The sequence below is a fragment of the Serratia inhibens genome, from assembly GCF_003591175.1.
GTDB classification, from domain to species: Bacteria; Pseudomonadota; Gammaproteobacteria; order Enterobacterales; family Enterobacteriaceae; genus Serratia; species Serratia inhibens.
On record NZ_QYYG01000013.1, the window covers coordinates 1 to 17429 of the forward strand.

15 protein-coding genes are annotated in these 17429 nt (G+C 56.7%); 10 read left to right on the forward strand and 5 right to left on the reverse strand.

The window, feature by feature from the left end:
* Window positions 1-182 precede the first annotated feature (182 nt).
* The 3 genes from metF to metB form a co-directional block, all read right to left on the reverse strand.
* Entirely contained in the window at window positions 183-1076 is an 894-nt protein-coding gene (metF, locus tag D4100_RS24315; protein WP_006317759.1) for a methylenetetrahydrofolate reductase, read from the reverse strand.
* Window positions 1077-1310: 234 nt separating this feature from the next.
* Window positions 1311-3746: a bifunctional aspartate kinase/homoserine dehydrogenase II gene (locus D4100_RS24320; protein WP_006317758.1), complete on the reverse strand. Its 2436-nt coding sequence runs from the start codon at window positions 3744-3746 to the stop codon at window positions 1311-1313.
* Window positions 3747-3748: 2 nt separating this feature from the next.
* On the reverse strand, window positions 3749-4909 hold the full coding sequence (gene metB / locus D4100_RS24325; RefSeq protein WP_006317757.1) for a cystathionine gamma-synthase: 1161 nt from the start codon (window positions 4907-4909) through the stop codon (window positions 3749-3751).
* A 317-nt stretch (window positions 4910-5226) separates the two neighbouring features.
* Between metB and metJ the strand changes: the two genes are divergently transcribed.
* Window positions 5227-5544 carry a met regulon transcriptional regulator MetJ gene (metJ, locus tag D4100_RS24330; protein ID WP_006317756.1) on the forward strand — a complete coding sequence of 106 codons (318 nt, stop codon included), beginning with the start codon at window positions 5227-5229 and terminating at the stop codon, window positions 5542-5544.
* A 77-nt stretch (window positions 5545-5621) separates the two neighbouring features.
* Here metJ and rpmE read toward each other — a convergent pair whose 3' ends face one another.
* Window positions 5622-5837, reverse strand: a complete 216-nt coding sequence (rpmE, locus tag D4100_RS24335) for a 50S ribosomal protein L31 (protein ID WP_004953176.1) — start codon at window positions 5835-5837, stop codon at window positions 5622-5624.
* A 201-nt stretch (window positions 5838-6038) separates the two neighbouring features.
* On the opposite strand from rpmE, the gene priA reads away from it, so the two are divergent.
* The 7 genes from priA (at window position 6039) to rraA (ending at window position 14153) form a co-directional block, all read left to right on the forward strand.
* Window positions 6039-8234, forward strand: coding sequence for a primosomal protein N' (gene priA / locus D4100_RS24340; RefSeq protein ID WP_119805421.1), 2196 nt, complete (start codon window positions 6039-6041; stop codon window positions 8232-8234).
* A 289-nt stretch (window positions 8235-8523) separates the two neighbouring features.
* Window positions 8524-9552: a DNA-binding transcriptional regulator CytR gene (cytR, locus tag D4100_RS24345; protein WP_006317754.1), complete on the forward strand. Its 1029-nt coding sequence runs from the start codon at window positions 8524-8526 to the stop codon at window positions 9550-9552.
* A gap of 65 nt (window positions 9553-9617) precedes the next feature.
* Window positions 9618-10601 carry a cell division protein FtsN gene (gene ftsN, locus D4100_RS24350; RefSeq protein WP_119805422.1) on the forward strand — a complete coding sequence of 328 codons (984 nt, stop codon included), beginning with the start codon at window positions 9618-9620 and terminating at the stop codon, window positions 10599-10601.
* Between the two features lie 102 nt (window positions 10602-10703).
* Window positions 10704-11234: an ATP-dependent protease subunit HslV gene (gene hslV, locus D4100_RS24355; protein ID WP_004953184.1), complete on the forward strand. Its 531-nt coding sequence runs from the start codon at window positions 10704-10706 to the stop codon at window positions 11232-11234.
* A gap of 12 nt (window positions 11235-11246) precedes the next feature.
* A complete protein-coding gene (hslU, locus tag D4100_RS24360; protein ID WP_006317752.1) occupies window positions 11247-12581 on the forward strand; it encodes an HslU--HslV peptidase ATPase subunit in 1335 nt (444 codons plus the stop codon).
* A 93-nt stretch (window positions 12582-12674) separates the two neighbouring features.
* Window positions 12675-13592 (forward strand): 1,4-dihydroxy-2-naphthoate polyprenyltransferase, encoded by a 918-nt coding sequence (locus D4100_RS24365; RefSeq protein ID WP_006317751.1) that lies wholly within the window; start codon window positions 12675-12677, stop codon window positions 13590-13592.
* A gap of 75 nt (window positions 13593-13667) precedes the next feature.
* Entirely contained in the window at window positions 13668-14153 is a 486-nt protein-coding gene (gene rraA, locus D4100_RS24370) for a ribonuclease E activity regulator RraA (RefSeq protein WP_006317750.1), read from the forward strand.
* Window positions 14154-14210: 57 nt separating this feature from the next.
* On the opposite strand, the gene zapB is transcribed toward rraA, so the two are convergent.
* Window positions 14211-14450 (reverse strand): septal ring assembly protein ZapB, encoded by a 240-nt coding sequence (gene zapB, locus D4100_RS24375; RefSeq protein ID WP_004953193.1) that lies wholly within the window; start codon window positions 14448-14450, stop codon window positions 14211-14213.
* A 538-nt stretch (window positions 14451-14988) separates the two neighbouring features.
* On the opposite strand from zapB, the gene D4100_RS24380 reads away from it, so the two are divergent.
* The gene (locus tag D4100_RS24380; protein ID WP_006317749.1) at window positions 14989-15834 is read left to right on the forward strand and encodes an MIP/aquaporin family protein; all 846 of its coding nucleotides are present in this window, start codon (window positions 14989-14991) and stop codon (window positions 15832-15834) included.
* 43 nt (window positions 15835-15877) lie between these two features.
* The gene (gene glpK / locus D4100_RS24385) at window positions 15878-17386 is read left to right on the forward strand and encodes a glycerol kinase GlpK (RefSeq protein WP_006317748.1); all 1509 of its coding nucleotides are present in this window, start codon (window positions 15878-15880) and stop codon (window positions 17384-17386) included.
* Window positions 17387-17429 lie beyond the last annotated feature (43 nt).

A 17429-nucleotide genomic window follows, 5' to 3' on the forward strand; every position in this document is an offset into this window, starting at 1 on the left:
TCAACCTGCTCAACAACAGCAATTTTAAAAGACAAAGGATAGTCACGTTGTGTGCGTTTAAACTCAGCCATTATCACGTTCTCCGGATTTAAGTCGAAAACGTGTCAACGCTATTCAGGACGGGTCACGCCCAACAAAAAGGGCGCTGTTTTTACGCAGCGCCCCTCCCGATAGCGAATGGATTATGCAGCGGCCGGGCGCACACCCAGCGTGTGGCAGATGGCATAGCTCATCTCGGCGCGGTTCAGCGTATAGAAGTGGAAATCTTTCACCCCTTCGCGGCTGAGGATTTTCACCATGTCCATCGCGATATTGGCGCCGACCATTTTGCGGGTTTCGGCGTCGTCGTCCAGCCCTTCAAACATGCTGGTCATCCAGCTCGGTACGCGCACGTTGGTCATGGTGGCGAAACGTTGCAACTGCTTGAAGTTGGATACGGGCAGAATGCCCGGCACGATTTCCACATCAATACCGGTGGCGACGCAACGGTCGCGGAAACGCAGATAGCTTTCCACGTCAAAGAAAAACTGGGTGATCGCGCGATTGGCACCGGCATCGATTTTGCGCTTCAGGTTAATCAGATCCGCCTGCGGGCTTTTCGCCTCCGGATGCACTTCAGGGTAGGCGGCGACGGAGATATCGAAATCACCGACCTCTTTCAGCAACCGAACCAGATCGGTCGCATACATGTCCGGTTTGCCGCCACCCGGTGGCAGGTCGCCGCGCAGCGCCACGATATGACGAATGCCGCTGTTCCAATAATCGGTAGCGATTTCACGCAGCTGTGCCGGGCTGGCGTCGATGCAGGTCAGGTGCGGAGCCGCATCCAGACCTGTACGGTCTTTAATGCCTTTGATAATGCTGTGGGTGCGATCGCGCTCACCGGAGTTGGCGCCATAGGTCACAGAGACAAATTTAGGTTTCAGGCTGCTCAGACGATCAATGGACTGCCACAGGGTATCTTCCATCTCGCTGGTGCGCGGCGGGAAAAACTCGAACGATACGTTAATCTGACCATTTAATTCCGCCAGACTCTGATTCAGCGCTTCCCGCTGGTTTGCGTGAAAAAAACTCATACCCTGTCCGCCTCTTATCGATCACTGTTTCGCATTTTGCTTTATTTTAATAAGCGTCTATACGTTTAGACGTCTAGATAGAAAATGCCGTATGTTGGCTAAAGAGTCAACAGGAAACTGGGGGGAATAAGATGATTAATCCTCACCCGCAAAGAGAAAGAATTTCATGTTTGGAACAAGAGGAATTATGGCAGGAAAAACGAAGGGCGCGGTGAACCCGCGCCCGAAAAACAATTAAAGCAGTTGTGCCAAACGGTTAAGGTCTGATTGGATCGCCCCCGCGGTAACGTCGCGGCCGGCCCCCGGCCCGCGGATCACCAAGGGATTATCACGGTACCAGCGGCTTTCGATAGCAAACACGTTGTCGCATGGCAACAGCGCCGCCAACGGGTGCTCAGGACGCACCGCTTCAACCCCGACACGCGCCTTGCCGTTGGCATCGAAGCGCGCCACATGCCGCAGCACCAGCCCCATTTCACTGGCAGCCTCAAAACGCTGCAGCATCTGTTGGTTCAGCGCATCGCCGTTCTCGAAGAACTGATCGATAGAGCCCTGCTCGGCGCCGGCAGGCACCAGCGACTCTACCCGCACCTGATTCGGTTCGATGTCATAGCCTGCTTCGCGCGCCAGAATGACCAGCTTGCGCATTACGTCCTGGCCGGAGAGATCGACCCGCGGGTCCGGTTCTGTCAGCCCCTGCTGCCAGGCCTGATCCACCAACTCGGTGAACGGCACCGTGCCGTCGAACTGCAGGAACAGCCAGGAAAGCGTACCGGAGAAAATACCGCTGATCGCCAGAATGCTGTCGCCGCTGTCGCGCAGATCGCGCACCGTATGGTTGACCGGCAGGCCGGCACCGACGGTGGCGTTATACAGCCAGTGACGACCGGTTTTGGCGAAGGCATCGCGGATTTGACGATAGTTATCACCGCACGACGCGCCCGCCAGCTTGTTGGCGCTAATCACATGGAAGCCGTAGCTGGCAAAGTCCAGATACTGCTCGGCCAGATTTTCACTGGCGGTAACGTCAAGCACCACCAGATCGTCGAACGGGTGCGCACGCATCCACAGGAACAGAGACTCTTCGTCCAGCTCCTGCGCTTCGTCCTCGAAGAATGCCAGCGCACGGCTGGCGTCCAGCCCGTCGTAATTCAGCAGACTGCGGCGGCTATCCACCACCCCGGCCAGAGTGAATTCAAAACCGCTGCGGGCGGAAATATTTTTCTGCTCGCGGGCAAACAGTTCCAGCCAGCGAGCGCCAATATTGCCTTTGCCGAACAGCACCAGGCCAATGCGTTTTTCAGCACGGAACAATGACTGATGCAGACCCTGAATCAGCAAGGCAGTCGGCCCCTGACGCAGCACCGCCACCAGGCTGATGCCGTCTTCAGCCTGCCAGATAAACTCAACCGGCTGGTCCTTCAACTGTTGGTAGAAACGATGGCTGTGCAACGGATTTTTGCACACCCCCGCCCCCACCAGCGCCACCAGCGCCAGCCCTTCGCGCAGTTTCAGCTCACCCGGCAACCCCGCGTCCTGCAGGGTACGCAGCACGCTGTTCACCACTTCCGAGGTGTAGCACAGCTGAACCAGATTGCGGTCCGGATGAATACCCACGGCCAGCGGTTTGATCTGCGCGCGCTTCAGCACCAGATCCAACTCTTTCTGCGCCAGCTTGAAGTCATGCTGGCTGGCGACGCGCAGCTCAATCAGGCACACGTCATCATGGCTGGTGACAATCTTGGCGCCAGTACCGGAAGCCAGCACGCGCTCGATACGCGTTGATCCCTGTTCCGGCTGGTAGCTGCATCGCAGTTGGAGATCGATATCGCTGCCGGAAACCGGTTGCAAGGTGCGAGTATGCAGCACCGGTGCCGCCAGACGCGCCAGTTCGCTGGCCTCGTCCAGCCGCAGCAGCGGCAGCAGGCAGGCATCTTTCACTTTACGTGGGTCGGCACTGTACACACCGGCCACGTCGCTCCAGATGGTCACTCGCTCCACGCCGGCCAAAGCGCCGACCTGGGTAGCTGAATAGTCACTGCCGTTACGCCCCAACAGCACGGTTTCACCGGCGTCGTTGCGTGAAATAAAGCCGGTCACCACCAGGCGTTTGCCCGGGTGCTGAGTCAGCAACTGTTGCAGCAGCGGGTAAGAGCGGCCTTCATCAACCTGCGGCTGGGCAGAGCGTTCCGTACGCAGGAAATCGCGCGCATCCAGCCAGGCAGCCTGCATATCCAGCTTGTTCAGCACCGCCGCCATCAGCCGCGCCGACCAGATTTCGCCATGTCCGACGACCTCGGCATAGGTCACGTCGTCAATCTTGTCATCCAGCAATACCGCCAGACGCTCCAGATCCTGAATAAATTCGGCGATCAGCGGTTCGGCGGTTTCCGGTGGCAATAAACCGCCGATCAGTTCGCTGTGATAACGGCGCAGCGCCTGCTGAACCTGATGCGCAGAAAGGCGATCGCTCTGACTGAGCTTCAGCCAGCTAATCAGTTGGTTGGTAGTGCTGCCGGCAGCCGACACCACCATCATATCGCCCGGCTGGCTGTATTCGGCCATGATCCCGGCCACCCGCAGATAACACTTCACGTCCGCCAGGCTGCTGCCGCCAAACTTGTGCAGTTGACGCCCGCTCACCGGCCCTGCTACCGCAATTGCATTCATGCTTACCTCGTTGCCGCCGCCTGGAAAGCACGTTCCAGATCGGCAATCAAATCTTCACTGTCTTCAATACCCACGGAAATACGCAGCAGGCTCTCGGAGATACCGGCCGCCGCACGTGCCTCCGCTGCCATACCGGCATGGGTCATGGTCGCTGCATGCGAAATCAGGCTTTCTACGCCCCCCAGGGATTCTGCCAGAGTAAACAGCTCAAGGGCAGAGAGGAAACGGCGAAGAAGCGCCTCATCACCATCCAGTTCAAAACTGAGCATCGCACCAAAACCGCGTTGCTGGCGGCGTGCAATCTCATGCCCTGGGTTCTGTGGCAGAGAAGGATGATACAGCTTTTTCACCAAGGGTTGCTGCTGTAAATAACTGACAATCGCTTCGGCGTTTTGTTGCGCCGCCTTGATGCGTGGCGACAGGGTGCGCATGCCACGCAGCAGTAAATAGCTGTCGAACGCGCCGCCGGTAACGCCGATATTATTGGCCCACCACGCCAGTTCCACCGCCAGATCTTTGTCTTTGGCGATCACCGCGCCGGCCACCACATCGGAATGGCCGTTGAGATATTTGGTGCAGGAGTGAACCACCAGATCGGCGCCCAACCCAATCGGTTGCTGCAGCGCCGGGCTGAGGAAGGTGTTATCCACCACCGTCAGCGCGCCTGCCGCGTGTGCCGCATCGCAAATCGCCGCAATGTCCACCACGCGCAGCAACGGGTTGCTTGGACTTTCAATCAGCACCAGCTTTGGTTTTTGCGCCAACGCCTGCGCTAACGCTTCTTCATTACTCTGATCGACAAACAACACGCGGTAAGCGCCACGCTTGCTCAGGCTGTCGAAGAGACGGTAGCTGCCACCATAGCAATCGTGCGGTGCCACCAGTAGATCGCCGGGTTTCAGGAACACGGTGGTCACCAGATGGATCGCCGACATGCCGCTGCTGGTCATCACTGCGCCGGCGCCGCCTTCCAGTTCCGCCAGCGCACGTTGCACCACATCACGCGTCGGGTTGCCGCGCCGTGAGTAGTCATGGGCGCGAGGCTGGTTGAAATCAGTGAAATTATAGGTACTGGAAAGATGGATCGGCGGGACAACGCAGCCGTACTGTTCGTCATCGTTCAGGCCGCTACGTACGGCAATCGTGGCTGGTTTACGCGTCATAGGGTCGCTCGGCTCTCAGGATTCGGATGAATGAGGGCTAAAGATTAATCGCAGTAGAGATGGACGTCAATACATCTGGACATCTAAACTTCTTTGCGTATAGATTGAGCAAAGCGATAATACCCGCTAAAATTATGCCAGTTTGATATGACGATACGATGTTAACGCGGAATGCATAGGCGACACCTATTGATCTTGAGCATACAGTGACCCTGGTCGCGTAAAATTGACATTTATTTAGTGAGAACAGTGAAGATCGGGCATAATCGGCCGGTTTTTAGAATTTTGTAATTTTTCTGACAAATTTAAGGTGTCCCATGGCTGAGTGGAACGGCGAGTATGTCAGCCCTTACGCTGAACACGGTAAAAAAAGCGAGCAAGTAAAAAAAATCACGGTATCCATTCCGCTGAAGGTCCTGAAAATCCTCACCGATGAACGGACTCGTCGCCAGGTCAATAACCTGCGCCACGCCACCAACAGCGAATTGCTGTGCGAAGCATTCCTGCATGCTTTTACCGGCCAGCCGCTGCCGAACGATGAAGACCTGCGCAAAGAACGCAGCGATGAAATCCCGGAAGCCGCAAAAGTGCTGATGCGTGAATTGGGTGTGGATCCCGATACCTGGGAATACTGACTGGCGGCCTGCGAAAGCAGGCGGCAGAAACGAAAAAAGGCGCCGAAGGCGCCTTTTTCATCTGACGATAAGAAATATTATTTCTTGGCGCCTGGTACGCTGAAGCGCTTGTTGAAGCGGTCAACGCGGCCACCGGTAGCAACATCACGCTGCTTGCCAGTGTAGAACGGGTGGCATTGACCACAAACGTCCAGGTTCAGATCGTGACCCACGGTAGAGCGGATTTTGATCACGTTACCGCAAGAGCAGTTAGCAGTAACTTCTTCGTATTTTGGGTGGATACCTTGTTTCATGGGAAACCTCAGTTAAGGCCGTGTCGCTATCCAGCCCTGTTTCGCCAGACACCACACGTGGTTGATAATATATTTTGGTATCGGATTATACCAAAGGCGGCAAACTATACAGAAATTCAACCTAGCGCGCAATTGGATCCGTACATTTTGCGGCCCGCGGTGTAAACTACCCGACACTTTTTCCATCTGGATGGCCGCCACATGCCCGTTGTACACGTTGCTTTACCGGTTCCCCTCGCCCGCACCTTCGACTATCTGTTGCCGCAAGGCCTGCAACCGGTAGCCGGCGCGCGCGTTTGTGTACCCTGGGGTAAGCAACGGGCGATCGGCATCGTCACCGGCAGCAGCGACACCAGCGAACTGCCGCTGGATAAGCTTAAGCCCATCGACAGCATCATCGACAACGCCTCTCTGTTCTCCCCCAGCCTGTGGCGCATTCTTCGCTGGGCCAGCGACTATTATCATTACCCGATCGGCGAAGTGCTGTTCCACGCGTTACCCATCCTGCTAAGGCAAGGGAAACCGGCGGAAGCTGCGCCGTTGTGGCAATGGTTCGCCACTGAACAGGGCCGCGCCACGCCGCCGGACAGCCTGAAACGCGCGCCCAAACAACAGCAGGCGCTGGCCGCGCTGCTGCAGCGCCCGGTGTATCGCCACCAGGTCAGCGAACTTGAACTGACCGAGAGCGCCCTGCAGGCATTGCGCGCCAAGGGGCTGATCGACTTACGTGCTCAGGCGTTGGCGACGCAGGACTGGAGGCCGGGCTTTGAAGTGCTCGGCGAACGGCTGCGGCTGAATACCGAACAGGCCACCGCCGTGGGGGCGATCCGCAGCGAAGACGATCAGTTCGCCGCCTGGCTGCTGGCCGGGGTCACCGGCTCCGGCAAGACCGAAGTCTATCTCAGCGTGCTGGAAAACATTCTGGCCATGGGCAAACAGGCGCTGGTGCTGGTACCGGAAATCGGCCTGACGCCGCAAACCATCGCCCGCTTTCGCGAACGCTTCAATGCGCCGGTGGACGTGCTGCACTCCGGCCTCAACGACAGCGAACGGCTGGCGGTATGGCTACGCGCCCGTAGCGGCGAGGCGGCGATCGTCATAGGTACCCGCTCGGCGCTGTTTACCCCGTTCTCACGCCTGGGCGTGATCATTATCGACGAAGAGCACGACAACTCCTATAAACAGCAGGAAGGCTGGCGCTACCACGCACGCGACCTGGCGGTGTTTCGTGCCCGCGAAGAGAACATCCCGATGGTCATGGGTTCCGCCACACCGGCGCTGGAAACGCTGCACAACGTGCAACTCGGTAAATATCGTCAGCTCAAGCTCACCCAGCGCGCGGGCAACGCCAAACCGGCAGCGCAGCACCTGATCGATCTGAAGGGCCTGCCGCTGAAGGTCGGCCTGTCGCAGCCACTGCTGAAAAGCATGCAGCACCACCTGAAAGCCGGTAATCAGGTGATGCTATTCCTTAACCGCCGCGGCTACGCGCCGGCGTTGTTGTGCCACGAGTGCGGTTGGATTGCAGAATGTCAGCGCTGCGATCATTACTACACCTTTCATCAGAACCAGCGCCAGCTGCGCTGCCACCACTGCGACAGCCAGCGCCCGGTGCCGCACCAGTGCCCGCAGTGTGGTTCAACGCATCTGGTCTCGGTCGGCGTCGGCACCGAGCAATTGGAAAACGAACTGGCGCCGCTGTTCCCGGAAACGCCGATCACCCGTATTGACCGAGATACCACCAGCCGCAAGGGCTCGCTTGAACAGCATCTGGCGGATATTCACCGTGGCGGCTCGCGCATTTTGATCGGCACCCAGATGTTGGCAAAAGGTCACCATTTCCCGGACGTGACGCTGGTCGCCCTGCTGGACGTTGACGGCGCGCTGTTTTCGGCTGATTTTCGTTCCGCCGAACGCTTTGCCCAGCTGTATACCCAGGTTTCCGGTCGTGCCGGCCGCGCCGGCAAACAGGGAGAGGTCCTCCTGCAGACTCACCACCCGGAACACCCGCTGCTGCAAATTCTGCTGCAGCAAGGCTACGACGCCTTCGCCAAACAGACGCTGGCGGAGCGCAACAGCGTCTTCCTGCCGCCCTACACCAGCCATATTATCGTGCGTTCGGAAGATCACGATAACCAACAGGCGCCGCTGTTCCTGCAGCAGCTGCGCAACCTGCTGGAGGCCAGCCCGCTGAAAGACGACGCTTTGTGGGTCATGGGGCCAGTCCCGGCATTGCAGTCAAAACGCGGTGGCCGCTTCCGTTGGCAACTGCTGTTGCAACACCCTTCGCGACGCTTGCTGCAACAGTTGATGAAAAGCTCTTTGCCGCTGATCGGCACGCTGCCGCAGGCACGTAAGGTGAAATGGACGCTGGACGTCGATCCGATAGATAGCTGAACCCGGAAAAGTCTGATTCAGTTCAGGCAAGGCAAACGTTTACCCTTGAAATTGCGAGCGAACGCTAAAAAACCTTCCCAGGTCACATTTTTTATGCAAATTAGGTAACAAAAGCAGGACACATTCTGTTTAGAATGTCTGCCAAGGCAATTTTGTCACCTAAAGTAGCGCCGTGACAGAATGTTCGAATGCGGATGGCGCTAAATGATAACAACACCACCGTACGCCAGAATTTGTGAGCAAACTGCAGTAGTCGCGTTGGCATGGGGCTAACGCAAGGAGAAAGGCGTTGGAACACAAGAAAGAATTACCCATGGCAACCATGAAAGACGTTGCCGAGATGGCTGGCGTTTCAACGGCAACCGTGTCGCGCGCACTGATGAACCCGGAGAAGGTATCAACGCCGACGCGTCAGAAAGTGGAGCAGGCCGTTTTGGCCGTGGGCTACTCTCCCCATGCCCTCTCGCGCAATATCAAGCGTAATGAATCCCGTACCATTCTGGTTATCGTCCCCGACATTTGCGATCCGTTCTTCGCCGACGTGATCCAGGGGATCGAGCAGACCGCCGCACAGCAAGGTTATCTGGTGCTGATTGGCGACTGCGCTCAGCAAAACCAGCAGGAGCGCACTTTCGTCAATCTGATTATCACCAAGCAAATCGATGGCATGCTGCTGCTCGGTTCCAATCTGCCCTTTGACGCCAGCAAGGAGGAGCAGCGTAATCTGCCGCCGATGGTGATGGCCAACGAGTTTGCCCCGGAGCTGGAACTGCCGACGGTACACATCGATAACCTGACTGCCGCCTTCGAGGCCGTACATTATTTGCACCAGCTCGGACACAAGCAAATCGCCTGTGTCGCCGGGCCGGAACAGATGCCGCTCAGCCATTATCGGCTGCAAGGTTACATTCAGGCGCTACGTCGTAATGGCATTAACGTCGAAAGCAGCTATATTACCCGGGGTGATTTCACTTACGAAGCCGGTGCACAGGCGCTGACAGCGCTGATGGCGCAACCAAAACCCCCGACGGCGATCTTCTGCCACAGTGACGTAATGGCGATCGGCGTGCTGTCGCAGGCGAAAAAAATGGGGCTGCGGATACCGCAGGACCTTTCCATCGTCGGCTTTGACGACATCAAGCTGACGCAGTATTGCGATCCGCCGTTAACCACGGTGGCTCAACCGCGCTATGAGATCGGCCGGCAAGCGATGCTGCTGTTGTTGGAACAACTGCACGGACAGGCAGTACCAAGTGGCTCCCGGCTATTGGACAGTGAGTTAATTATCAGAGGCAGCACCGCTGCCCCTAAACGCTAGTCAAATATTTTAGGGTTCAGTAACATGCAGGACTTATCTCCTCATCAGGACACAGCGGAATAATAGTGGCACAAAAAGACTATGTAGGCCGTGGGCGCACAGGAGCGCGGCGCAAAACCCCCAGCCGTAAAAAAAGCAGTTCTCCGAAAGTATCCAAAACCGTGCTGGCGTTAGCCGTCGCACTGGTGGTGATCTTTATCGGTGGCCTCTATTTCATTACGCACAACAAAGCGGACGATGTGCCGCTGTTGCCTGCACACAGCAATCGCCCCGGCAATGGCCTGCCGCCGAAGCCGGAAGAGCGCTGGCGCTATATCAAAGAGCTGGAGAACCGCCAGATTGGCGTGCAAACACCGACCGAGCCAACGGCCGGCGGCGAAGTCAACTCCAAGACTCAATTGACCACTGAACAGCGCCAACTGCTGGAACAGATGCAGGCGGACATGCAACAGCGCCCAACGCAGCTGAATGAAGTGCCGTATAACGACCCTTCTCAAGCTGCGGCGCGCGGCAACAACAGCCGTCAGCAGCAGATGCAACAACAACAAATGCAGCAGCAAGTTCAGCAACAAGTGCAGCAACCACAGGTTACCCAGCCGCGTAATCCGTTTAACAACGGTGCAACCACGGCGCCGGTGCAGCAGCACCAGCAGCAGGCTCAACCCAAACCCAAGCCGCAGCCGGTAACGCCGCCGCCAGTCCAGGTTAAGCAGCCTGAGCCTAAACCGCAGCCAAAACCTGAGGTAAAACCTGAAGTAAAACCGGAAACCAAGCCGGAAGTGAAACAGGAAACGGCCAAGCAGGAAACCAAGCCTGAGCAGAAACAGAAGTGGATGGTGCAATGCGGTTCGTTCCGCGCCACCGATCAGGCTGAATCCGTCCGTGCGCGCCTGGCGTTTGAAGGTATAGAAAGCCGCATTACCGCCGGTGGCGGTTGGAATCGCGTGGTGCTCGGTCCCTACAGCAGCCGCGCGACGGCGGACAAAACCCTATCGCGCCTGAAGGGCGTTGGCATGTCAAGTTGCATTCCCCTCTCCGTTGGGGGTTGAAAAGCGTCAATCCCCCCCCATCTATACTCTCAATATGCCTCGTAGTGTCTGCGCAAGCAGACGCTGCGAGGGCTTCTTTCCGTCTTCAACGAGGGTCTGCTCGTGACAACAATTGTAAGCGTACGCCGCAACGGCCAGGTAGTGATCGGTGGCGATGGCCAGGCCACCTTGGGCAATACGGTAATGAAGGGCAACGTCAAGAAAGTGCGTCGCCTGTATAACGACAAAGTGATTGCCGGTTTCGCCGGTGGTACCGCAGATGCCTTCACGCTGTTTGAGCTGTTCGAGCGCAAACTGGAAATGCACCAGGGCCATTTGGTTAAAGCGGCCGTTGAGTTGGCTAAAGACTGGCGTACCGACCGCATGCTGCGCAAGCTTGAAGCGCTGCTGGCCGTAGCGGATGAACACTCTTCGCTGATCATCACCGGCAATGGTGACGTGATCCAGCCTGAAAATGATTTGATTGCGATCGGTTCCGGCGGGCCATATGCCCAGGCTGCCGCTCGTGCGATGTTGGAAAATACCGAGCTGAGCGCCCGCGAAATCGTTGATAAATCTCTCAACATCGCCGGTGATATCTGTATTTACACCAACCATTTCCACACCATCGAAGAATTGCCTTCCAAAGCGTAAGGATCGAATACTATGTCTGAAATGACCCCGCGCGAGATCGTCAGCGAGCTGGACAGCTACATTATCGGCCAGAACAAGGCCAAACGTGCCGTTGCCATCGCCCTGCGTAACCGCTGGCGCCGCATGCAGCTCGACGAGATGCTGCGTCATGAAGTCACGCCAAAAAATATTCTGATGATCGGCCCGACCGGCGTCGGTAAAACTGAAATCGCCCGTCGTCTGGCGAAGCTGGCCAATGCGCCGTTCATTAAAGTAGAGGCCACCAAGTTCACCGAAGTGGGCTATGTCGGTAAAGAAGTGGATTCCATCATCCGCGATCTGACCGATGCGGCAATCAAAATGGTGCGCTTGCAGTCGATCGAGAAAAACCGCACTCGCGCCGAAGAAATGGCGGAAGAGCGCATTCTCGACGTACTGATCCCACCGGCCAAAAACAACTGGGGCCAGCCGGACGAGCATCAAGAGCCGTCGGCCGCGCGCCAGGCATTCCGCAAGAAATTGCGTGAAGGCCAGCTGGACGACAAAGAGATTGAAATCGATCTGGCTTCTGCGCCAATGGGCGTCGAAATCATGGCGCCTCCGGGCATGGAAGAGATGACCAATCAGTTGCAGTCGATGTTCCAGAACCTCGGCGGCCAGAAGCACAAACCGCGCAAGCTGAAGATCAAAGAAGCCTTCAAGCTGTTGATCGAAGAAGAAGCCGCCAAGCTGGTGAACCCGGAAGAGCTGAAAGAGCAGGCGATCGAAGCGGTTGAGCAACACGGCATCGTGTTTATCGACGAGATCGACAAAATCTGTAAGCGCGGTGGCCAAAGCTCCGGCCCGGACGTATCCCGCGAAGGCGTGCAGCGCGACCTGCTGCCGCTGGTGGAAGGTTGTACCGTTTCCACCAAGCACGGCATGGTGAAAACCGATCACATTCTGTTTATCGCCTCCGGCGCGTTCCAGACCGCCAGCCCGTCGGATTTGATCCCGGAACTGCAGGGTCGCCTGCCGATCCGCGTTGAGTTGCAGGCGCTGACCACCGAAGATTTCGAACGCATTCTGACCGAGCCAAGCGCCTCGCTGACCGAGCAGTACAAAGCGTTGATGGGCACCGAAGGCGTCAATATCGAGTTCACCGCCGAAGGTATCCGTCGTATAGCCGAAGCCGCGTGGCAGGTTAACGAAAGCACCGAAAACATTGGTGCACGCCGTCTGCACACCGTGCTTGAGCGTCTGATGGAAGATATTTCCTACGATGCGAGTGAAATTAACGGCCAATCCATTACAATTGATGCGGATTACGTGCGTAATCATCTGGATGAACTGGTAGCGGATGAAGATTTGAGTCGTTTTATCCTATAATCGCTCAATCATGTCCTGTCGGTCATCTGTGTGGGAGGCATTGCCTCCCACAATTATTTCTAACGGACACAGCCACTTACTCTGAAGCGAAAAATGAGCTCATCAACTTCCACCTCCCCGGCCAGAGCCTGGCTTGAAAGTTTACGACCACGCACCCTGCCGCTGGCCTTTGCCTCGATCGTCGTCGGTTCCGCCATTGCCGCCTGGCATGACAGCCTGAAACCCGGCGTGGCGCTGCTGGCGCTGCTGACTGCCGGCTTGCTGCAAATTCTCTCCAATCTGGCGAACGACTATGGCGATGCGGTAAAAGGCAGCGACAAGGAAGATCGCATTGGGCCGCTGCGCGGCATGCAGAAAGGTATGATCACCCAGGCGCAGATGAAACGCGCGCTGGTCGTGACGGTGGTGTTGATTGCTATCGCGGGCAGTTCGCTGATCGCTGTCGGCTGTGAGCAGCCCAGTGATGTTGTGGGTTTCCTGGTGCTGGGTGGGCTTTCCATCGTCGCCGCCATTACCTATACCGTAGGCAATAAGCCCTACGGTTATCTGGGATTGGGCGATATTTCGGTGCTGGTATTCTTTGGCTGGCTAAGCGTGGCGGGCACCTACTATCTGCAAACCCACGTTTTCGACAGCATCGTGATGTTACCGGCCACCGCCTGTGGCCTGCTGGCAACCGCAGTGCTCAATATCAATAACTTGCGTGATATCGAAAGCGACCGCGCCAATGGCAAAAATACCCTGGCGGTACGGCTCGGGCCACAGAAGGCGCGCTATTACCACGCACTGCTGCTGATCGGCGCGGTGGTATGCTTTGCTCTGTTCACACTGCTTAATCTGCATAGCCTTTGGGGCTGGCTGTTTGTGCTGGCCATCCCGTTGTTGGTGCGTCATGGCCTGCGCGTACTGCGCGATCCGACCCCGACCGGCATGCGGCCTATGCTGGAGCATATGGTCAAGGCGGCGCTGCTGGCCAACGTGCTGTTCGCCATTGGCGTGGCGCTCAGTTAAAAACTGATGATTTTGCCAACAGGGCGAATAAAGGGATATACTGGTTATTCCAGCGGCAAACAGACGTAAAATCCTATGAAATACGATACTTCCGAACTTTGCGACATCTATCATGAAGAGGTGAACGTTGTTGAGCCTCTATTCTCCAATTTTGGCGGGCGTACTTCATTTGGCGGGCAAATCACTACGGTGAAATGCTTTGAGGATAACGGCCTGTTATTCGATCTGCTCGACGAGAACGGCCGTGGCCGCGTTCTGCTGATCGACGGTGGCGGCTCAGTGCGTCGCGCCTTGATCAACGCAGAACTGGCGCGTCTGGCAACCCTGAACGAATGGGAAGGCATCGTGGTTTACGGGGCGGTGCGCCAGGTTGACGATCTGGAAGAGCTGGACATCGGCATTCAGGCGATGGCGGCCATTCCGGCGGGCGCCATCAGTGAAGGCGTCGGCGAAAGCGATATCCGCGTTAATTTCGGTGGTGTCACCTTCTTCTCCGGCGATCATCTGTATGCCGACAATACCGGGATCATTCTGTCTGAGGACCCGCTCGACATCGAGTAACCCGCAGATATGAAAAAGGGCGCCTGAGGCGCCCTTTTCGATCCTGGCATCCGGGAATCAGACTTCTTCCATTTTGCCCAACAGCGCGCGCAGGCGATCTTGCCATACGTGCTGCTCTTCTTTCAGTTGCTGGTTTTCACGCACCAAGGATTCGTGGTTGCCTGAGGCAGCCTGAACTTCGTGAGACAGCGTGTTGTTTTTGTCTTTCAGCTCTTCAATTTCCATCTGCAGCAGGGTGATGGTATCGATCGCCTGCTGAACTTTTGCTTCCAATTTCTCAAATACTTCAAATGACATTCTTCAGTCCCCTCATGATAGCAAGGCGTACATCTATAGCTAGCGGCCGCAACTCGGTTGCAACTGCTGCGAATATGCATCGCGCCAAGTGACACGCGTTTTTATTGAAAAAACGCGCCTGTCTCGATAAAACGTTTCTTTCGATAAAAACGATTGTAAGTAGCCTGTCCCCGACTGTCTAGCAACATACCGGCTCATCGCGCAGTCTGTTGCAATTTTCCTGCCCCCGCCATCAGCAAAAACTGAAAATGCCCGCCGGACAAAAAGCGGTTTGTTAACAATTGGCGGGTAAACCACTGGTCAGATCACACTTTCATGGCGCAGAAAGAACACCGAGTGACGCGAATTCGCTCAATTTTATGACGAAGCACACACATTTTGATTTCGCTATTTCTCGTTTATGTTCGTTAACGATAAATTTACATCACGTCCTCAATTGATAATTGGACGAGATGAAAAAAACTGTACCCATAGGCCGGGTGGATTAGCCCAGTGAGCCTATAAACCTATAACCGCCGTTTTGCAGGACAACAACATTATGAGCCAAACCACCAGTCCGACCCTAAAAGGCCAGTGTATCGCCGAGTTCCTCGGCACCGGTTTGTTGATCTTTTTTGGCGTAGGCTGCGTTGCCGCGCTGAAACTGGCAGGCGCCAGTTTCGGTCAGTGGGAAATCAGTATCATTTGGGGCCTGGGCGTTGCCATGGCCATCTATCTGACCGCTGCCATCTCCGGTGCGCACCTTAACCCGGCCGTCACTATCGCGCTGTGGTTGTTCGCCTGCTTTGACGGACGCAAAGTACTTCCTTACATTGTCGCGCAGATCGCCGGAGCCTTCTGCGCAGCAGCCTTGGTCTACGGGTTGTATTACAACCTGTTCTTCGATTTCGAAGCGGCCAATCACATGGTGCGCGGCAGCGACGAGAGCCTGGCTCTGGCCGGTATCTTCTCCACCTATCCTAACGCGCACATTTCCGTCGGCCAGGCTTTCCTGGTGGAAACGGTGATCACCGCGATTCTGATGTGCCTGATTCTGGCGCTGACCGACGACGGTAACGGCATTCCTCGTGGCCCGCTGGCACCGCTGTTGATCGGTATTCTGATTGCCGTTATCGGCGCCTCCATGGGACCATTGACCGGCTTTGCATTGAACCCGGCGCGTGATTTCGGCCCGAAACTGTTCGCTTATCTGGCAGGCTGGGGCAAAGTGGCCTTTACCGGCGCGCGTGACATCCCGTACTTCCTGGTGCCAATCTTTGGCCCAATCCTCGGTGCCGGCCTGGGCGCCTTCGGCTACCGCGCACTGATTGGCCGCCATCTGCCGTGCGACGTCTGCGTAGAGGAAGAAGAACCCGCTACCAAGACCCAGCAGCGCAAAGCGTGATTGACACAGTTTTAAAACGGTTAACAACAGCAGGATTAAGATCATGACAGTAGAAAAAAAATACATTGTCGCTCTCGACCAGGGAACCACCAGTTCACGCGCCGTAGTGCTAGATCACGATGCCAACATTGTTGCGGTATCTCAGCGCGAATTCACGCAGATTTACCCGAAAGCCGGCTGGGTTGAACACGATCCGATGGAGATCTGGTCATCGCAAAGCTCCACGCTGGTAGAAGTGCTGGCAAAAGCCGACATCAACTCCGATCAGATTGCCGGCATCGGCATCACCAACCAGCGTGAAACCACCATCGTCTGGGAAAAAGAGACCGGCAAGCCGATTTACAACGCCATCGTCTGGCAATGCCGCCGCACCGCCGAGATCTGCGAAAAGCTCAAGCGTGACGGCCTGGAAGAGTACATTCGTCACAACACCGGCCTGGTGGTTGACCCGTACTTCTCCGGTACCAAGGTGAAATGGATCCTCGATAACGTTGAAGGTGCCCGCGAACGCGCCAAGCGCGGCGAGCTGCTGTTCGGTACCGTCGACACCTGGCTGGTGTGGAAAATGACCCAGGGGCGGGTACATGTGACCGATTACACCAACGCCTCGCGCACCATGATGTTTAACATCCATGAGCTGGACTGGGACGATCGCATGCTGGAAGCGCTGGATATTCCGCGCGTCATGCTGCCGAAAGTCCGTCCGTCCTCTGAGGTGTACGGCCAGACCAATATCGGCGGTAAAGGCGGCACGCGTATTCCTATCGCCGGTATCGCCGGTGACCAGCAGGCGGCGTTGTACGGCCAACTGTGCGTTCAACCGGGCATGGCGAAAAACACCTACGGCACCGGTTGCTTCCTGCTGATGAATACCGGCAAAGAAGCGGTGCGATCCAGCCATGGCCTGCTGACCACCATCGCCTGCGGCCCGCGCGGTGAAGTGAACTATGCGCTGGAAGGCGCGGTATTTATCGGCGGCGCCTCTATCCAGTGGCTGCGCGATGAGCTGAAACTGATCAGCGACGCGGCCGACTCCGAATACTTCGCCACCAAGGTGAAGGACAGCAATGGCGTCTACGTAGTACCGGCCTTCACCGGCCTGGGCGCCCCTTACTGGGACCCGTATGCCCGTGGCGCCATCTTCGGCCTGACCCGCGGCGCGAACAGCAACCACATCATCCGCGCCACGCTGGAGTCCATCGCCTACCAGACCCGCGACGTGCTGGATGCCATGCAGGCTGACTCCAACACCCGCCTGCAATCGCTGCGTGTGGATGGTGGCGCAGTTGCCAACAACTTCCTGATGCAGTTCCAGTCCGACATCCTCGGCACTCGCGTAGAGCGTCCTGAAGTGCGTGAATCGACGGCGCTGGGCGCAGCTTTCCTGGCGGGCCTGGCCATTGGCTACTGGAACGATCTGGACGAGGTGAAGAGCAAAGCCGTTATCGAGCGTGAGTTCCGCCCAAGCATTGAAACCACCGAGCGCAACTTCCGTTACAGCGGCTGGAAAAAAGCGGTTGCCCGCGCCCAGGCATGGGAAGATCACGACTAATATCCTTTTGCGTTGTTGACCGAATCACGCGCTGCCTCCGGGC

Coding starts and splice junctions, on each gene's coding strand:
- zapB (WP_004953193.1), bottom strand. CDS start 14,450: ATGTCATTTGAAGTATTTGAGAAATTGGAAGCAAAAGTTCAGCAGGCG.
- rpmE (WP_004953176.1), bottom strand. CDS start 5,837: ATGAAACAAGGTATCCACCCAAAATACGAAGAAGTTACTGCTAACTGC.
- D4100_RS24320 (WP_006317758.1), bottom strand. CDS start 3,746: ATGAATGCAATTGCGGTAGCAGGGCCGGTGAGCGGGCGTCAACTGCAC.
- metF (WP_006317759.1), bottom strand. CDS start 1,076: ATGAGTTTTTTTCACGCAAACCAGCGGGAAGCGCTGAATCAGAGTCTG.
- metB (WP_006317757.1), bottom strand. CDS start 4,909: ATGACGCGTAAACCAGCCACGATTGCCGTACGTAGCGGCCTGAACGAT.
- hslU (WP_006317752.1), top strand. CDS start 11,247: ATGTCTGAAATGACCCCGCGCGAGATCGTCAGCGAGCTGGACAGCTAC.
- D4100_RS24380 (WP_006317749.1), top strand. CDS start 14,989: ATGAGCCAAACCACCAGTCCGACCCTAAAAGGCCAGTGTATCGCCGAG.
- metJ (WP_006317756.1), top strand. CDS start 5,227: ATGGCTGAGTGGAACGGCGAGTATGTCAGCCCTTACGCTGAACACGGT.
- glpK (WP_006317748.1), top strand. CDS start 15,878: ATGACAGTAGAAAAAAAATACATTGTCGCTCTCGACCAGGGAACCACC.
- rraA (WP_006317750.1), top strand. CDS start 13,668: ATGAAATACGATACTTCCGAACTTTGCGACATCTATCATGAAGAGGTG.
- priA (WP_119805421.1), top strand. CDS start 6,039: ATGCCCGTTGTACACGTTGCTTTACCGGTTCCCCTCGCCCGCACCTTC.
- D4100_RS24365 (WP_006317751.1), top strand. CDS start 12,675: ATGAGCTCATCAACTTCCACCTCCCCGGCCAGAGCCTGGCTTGAAAGT.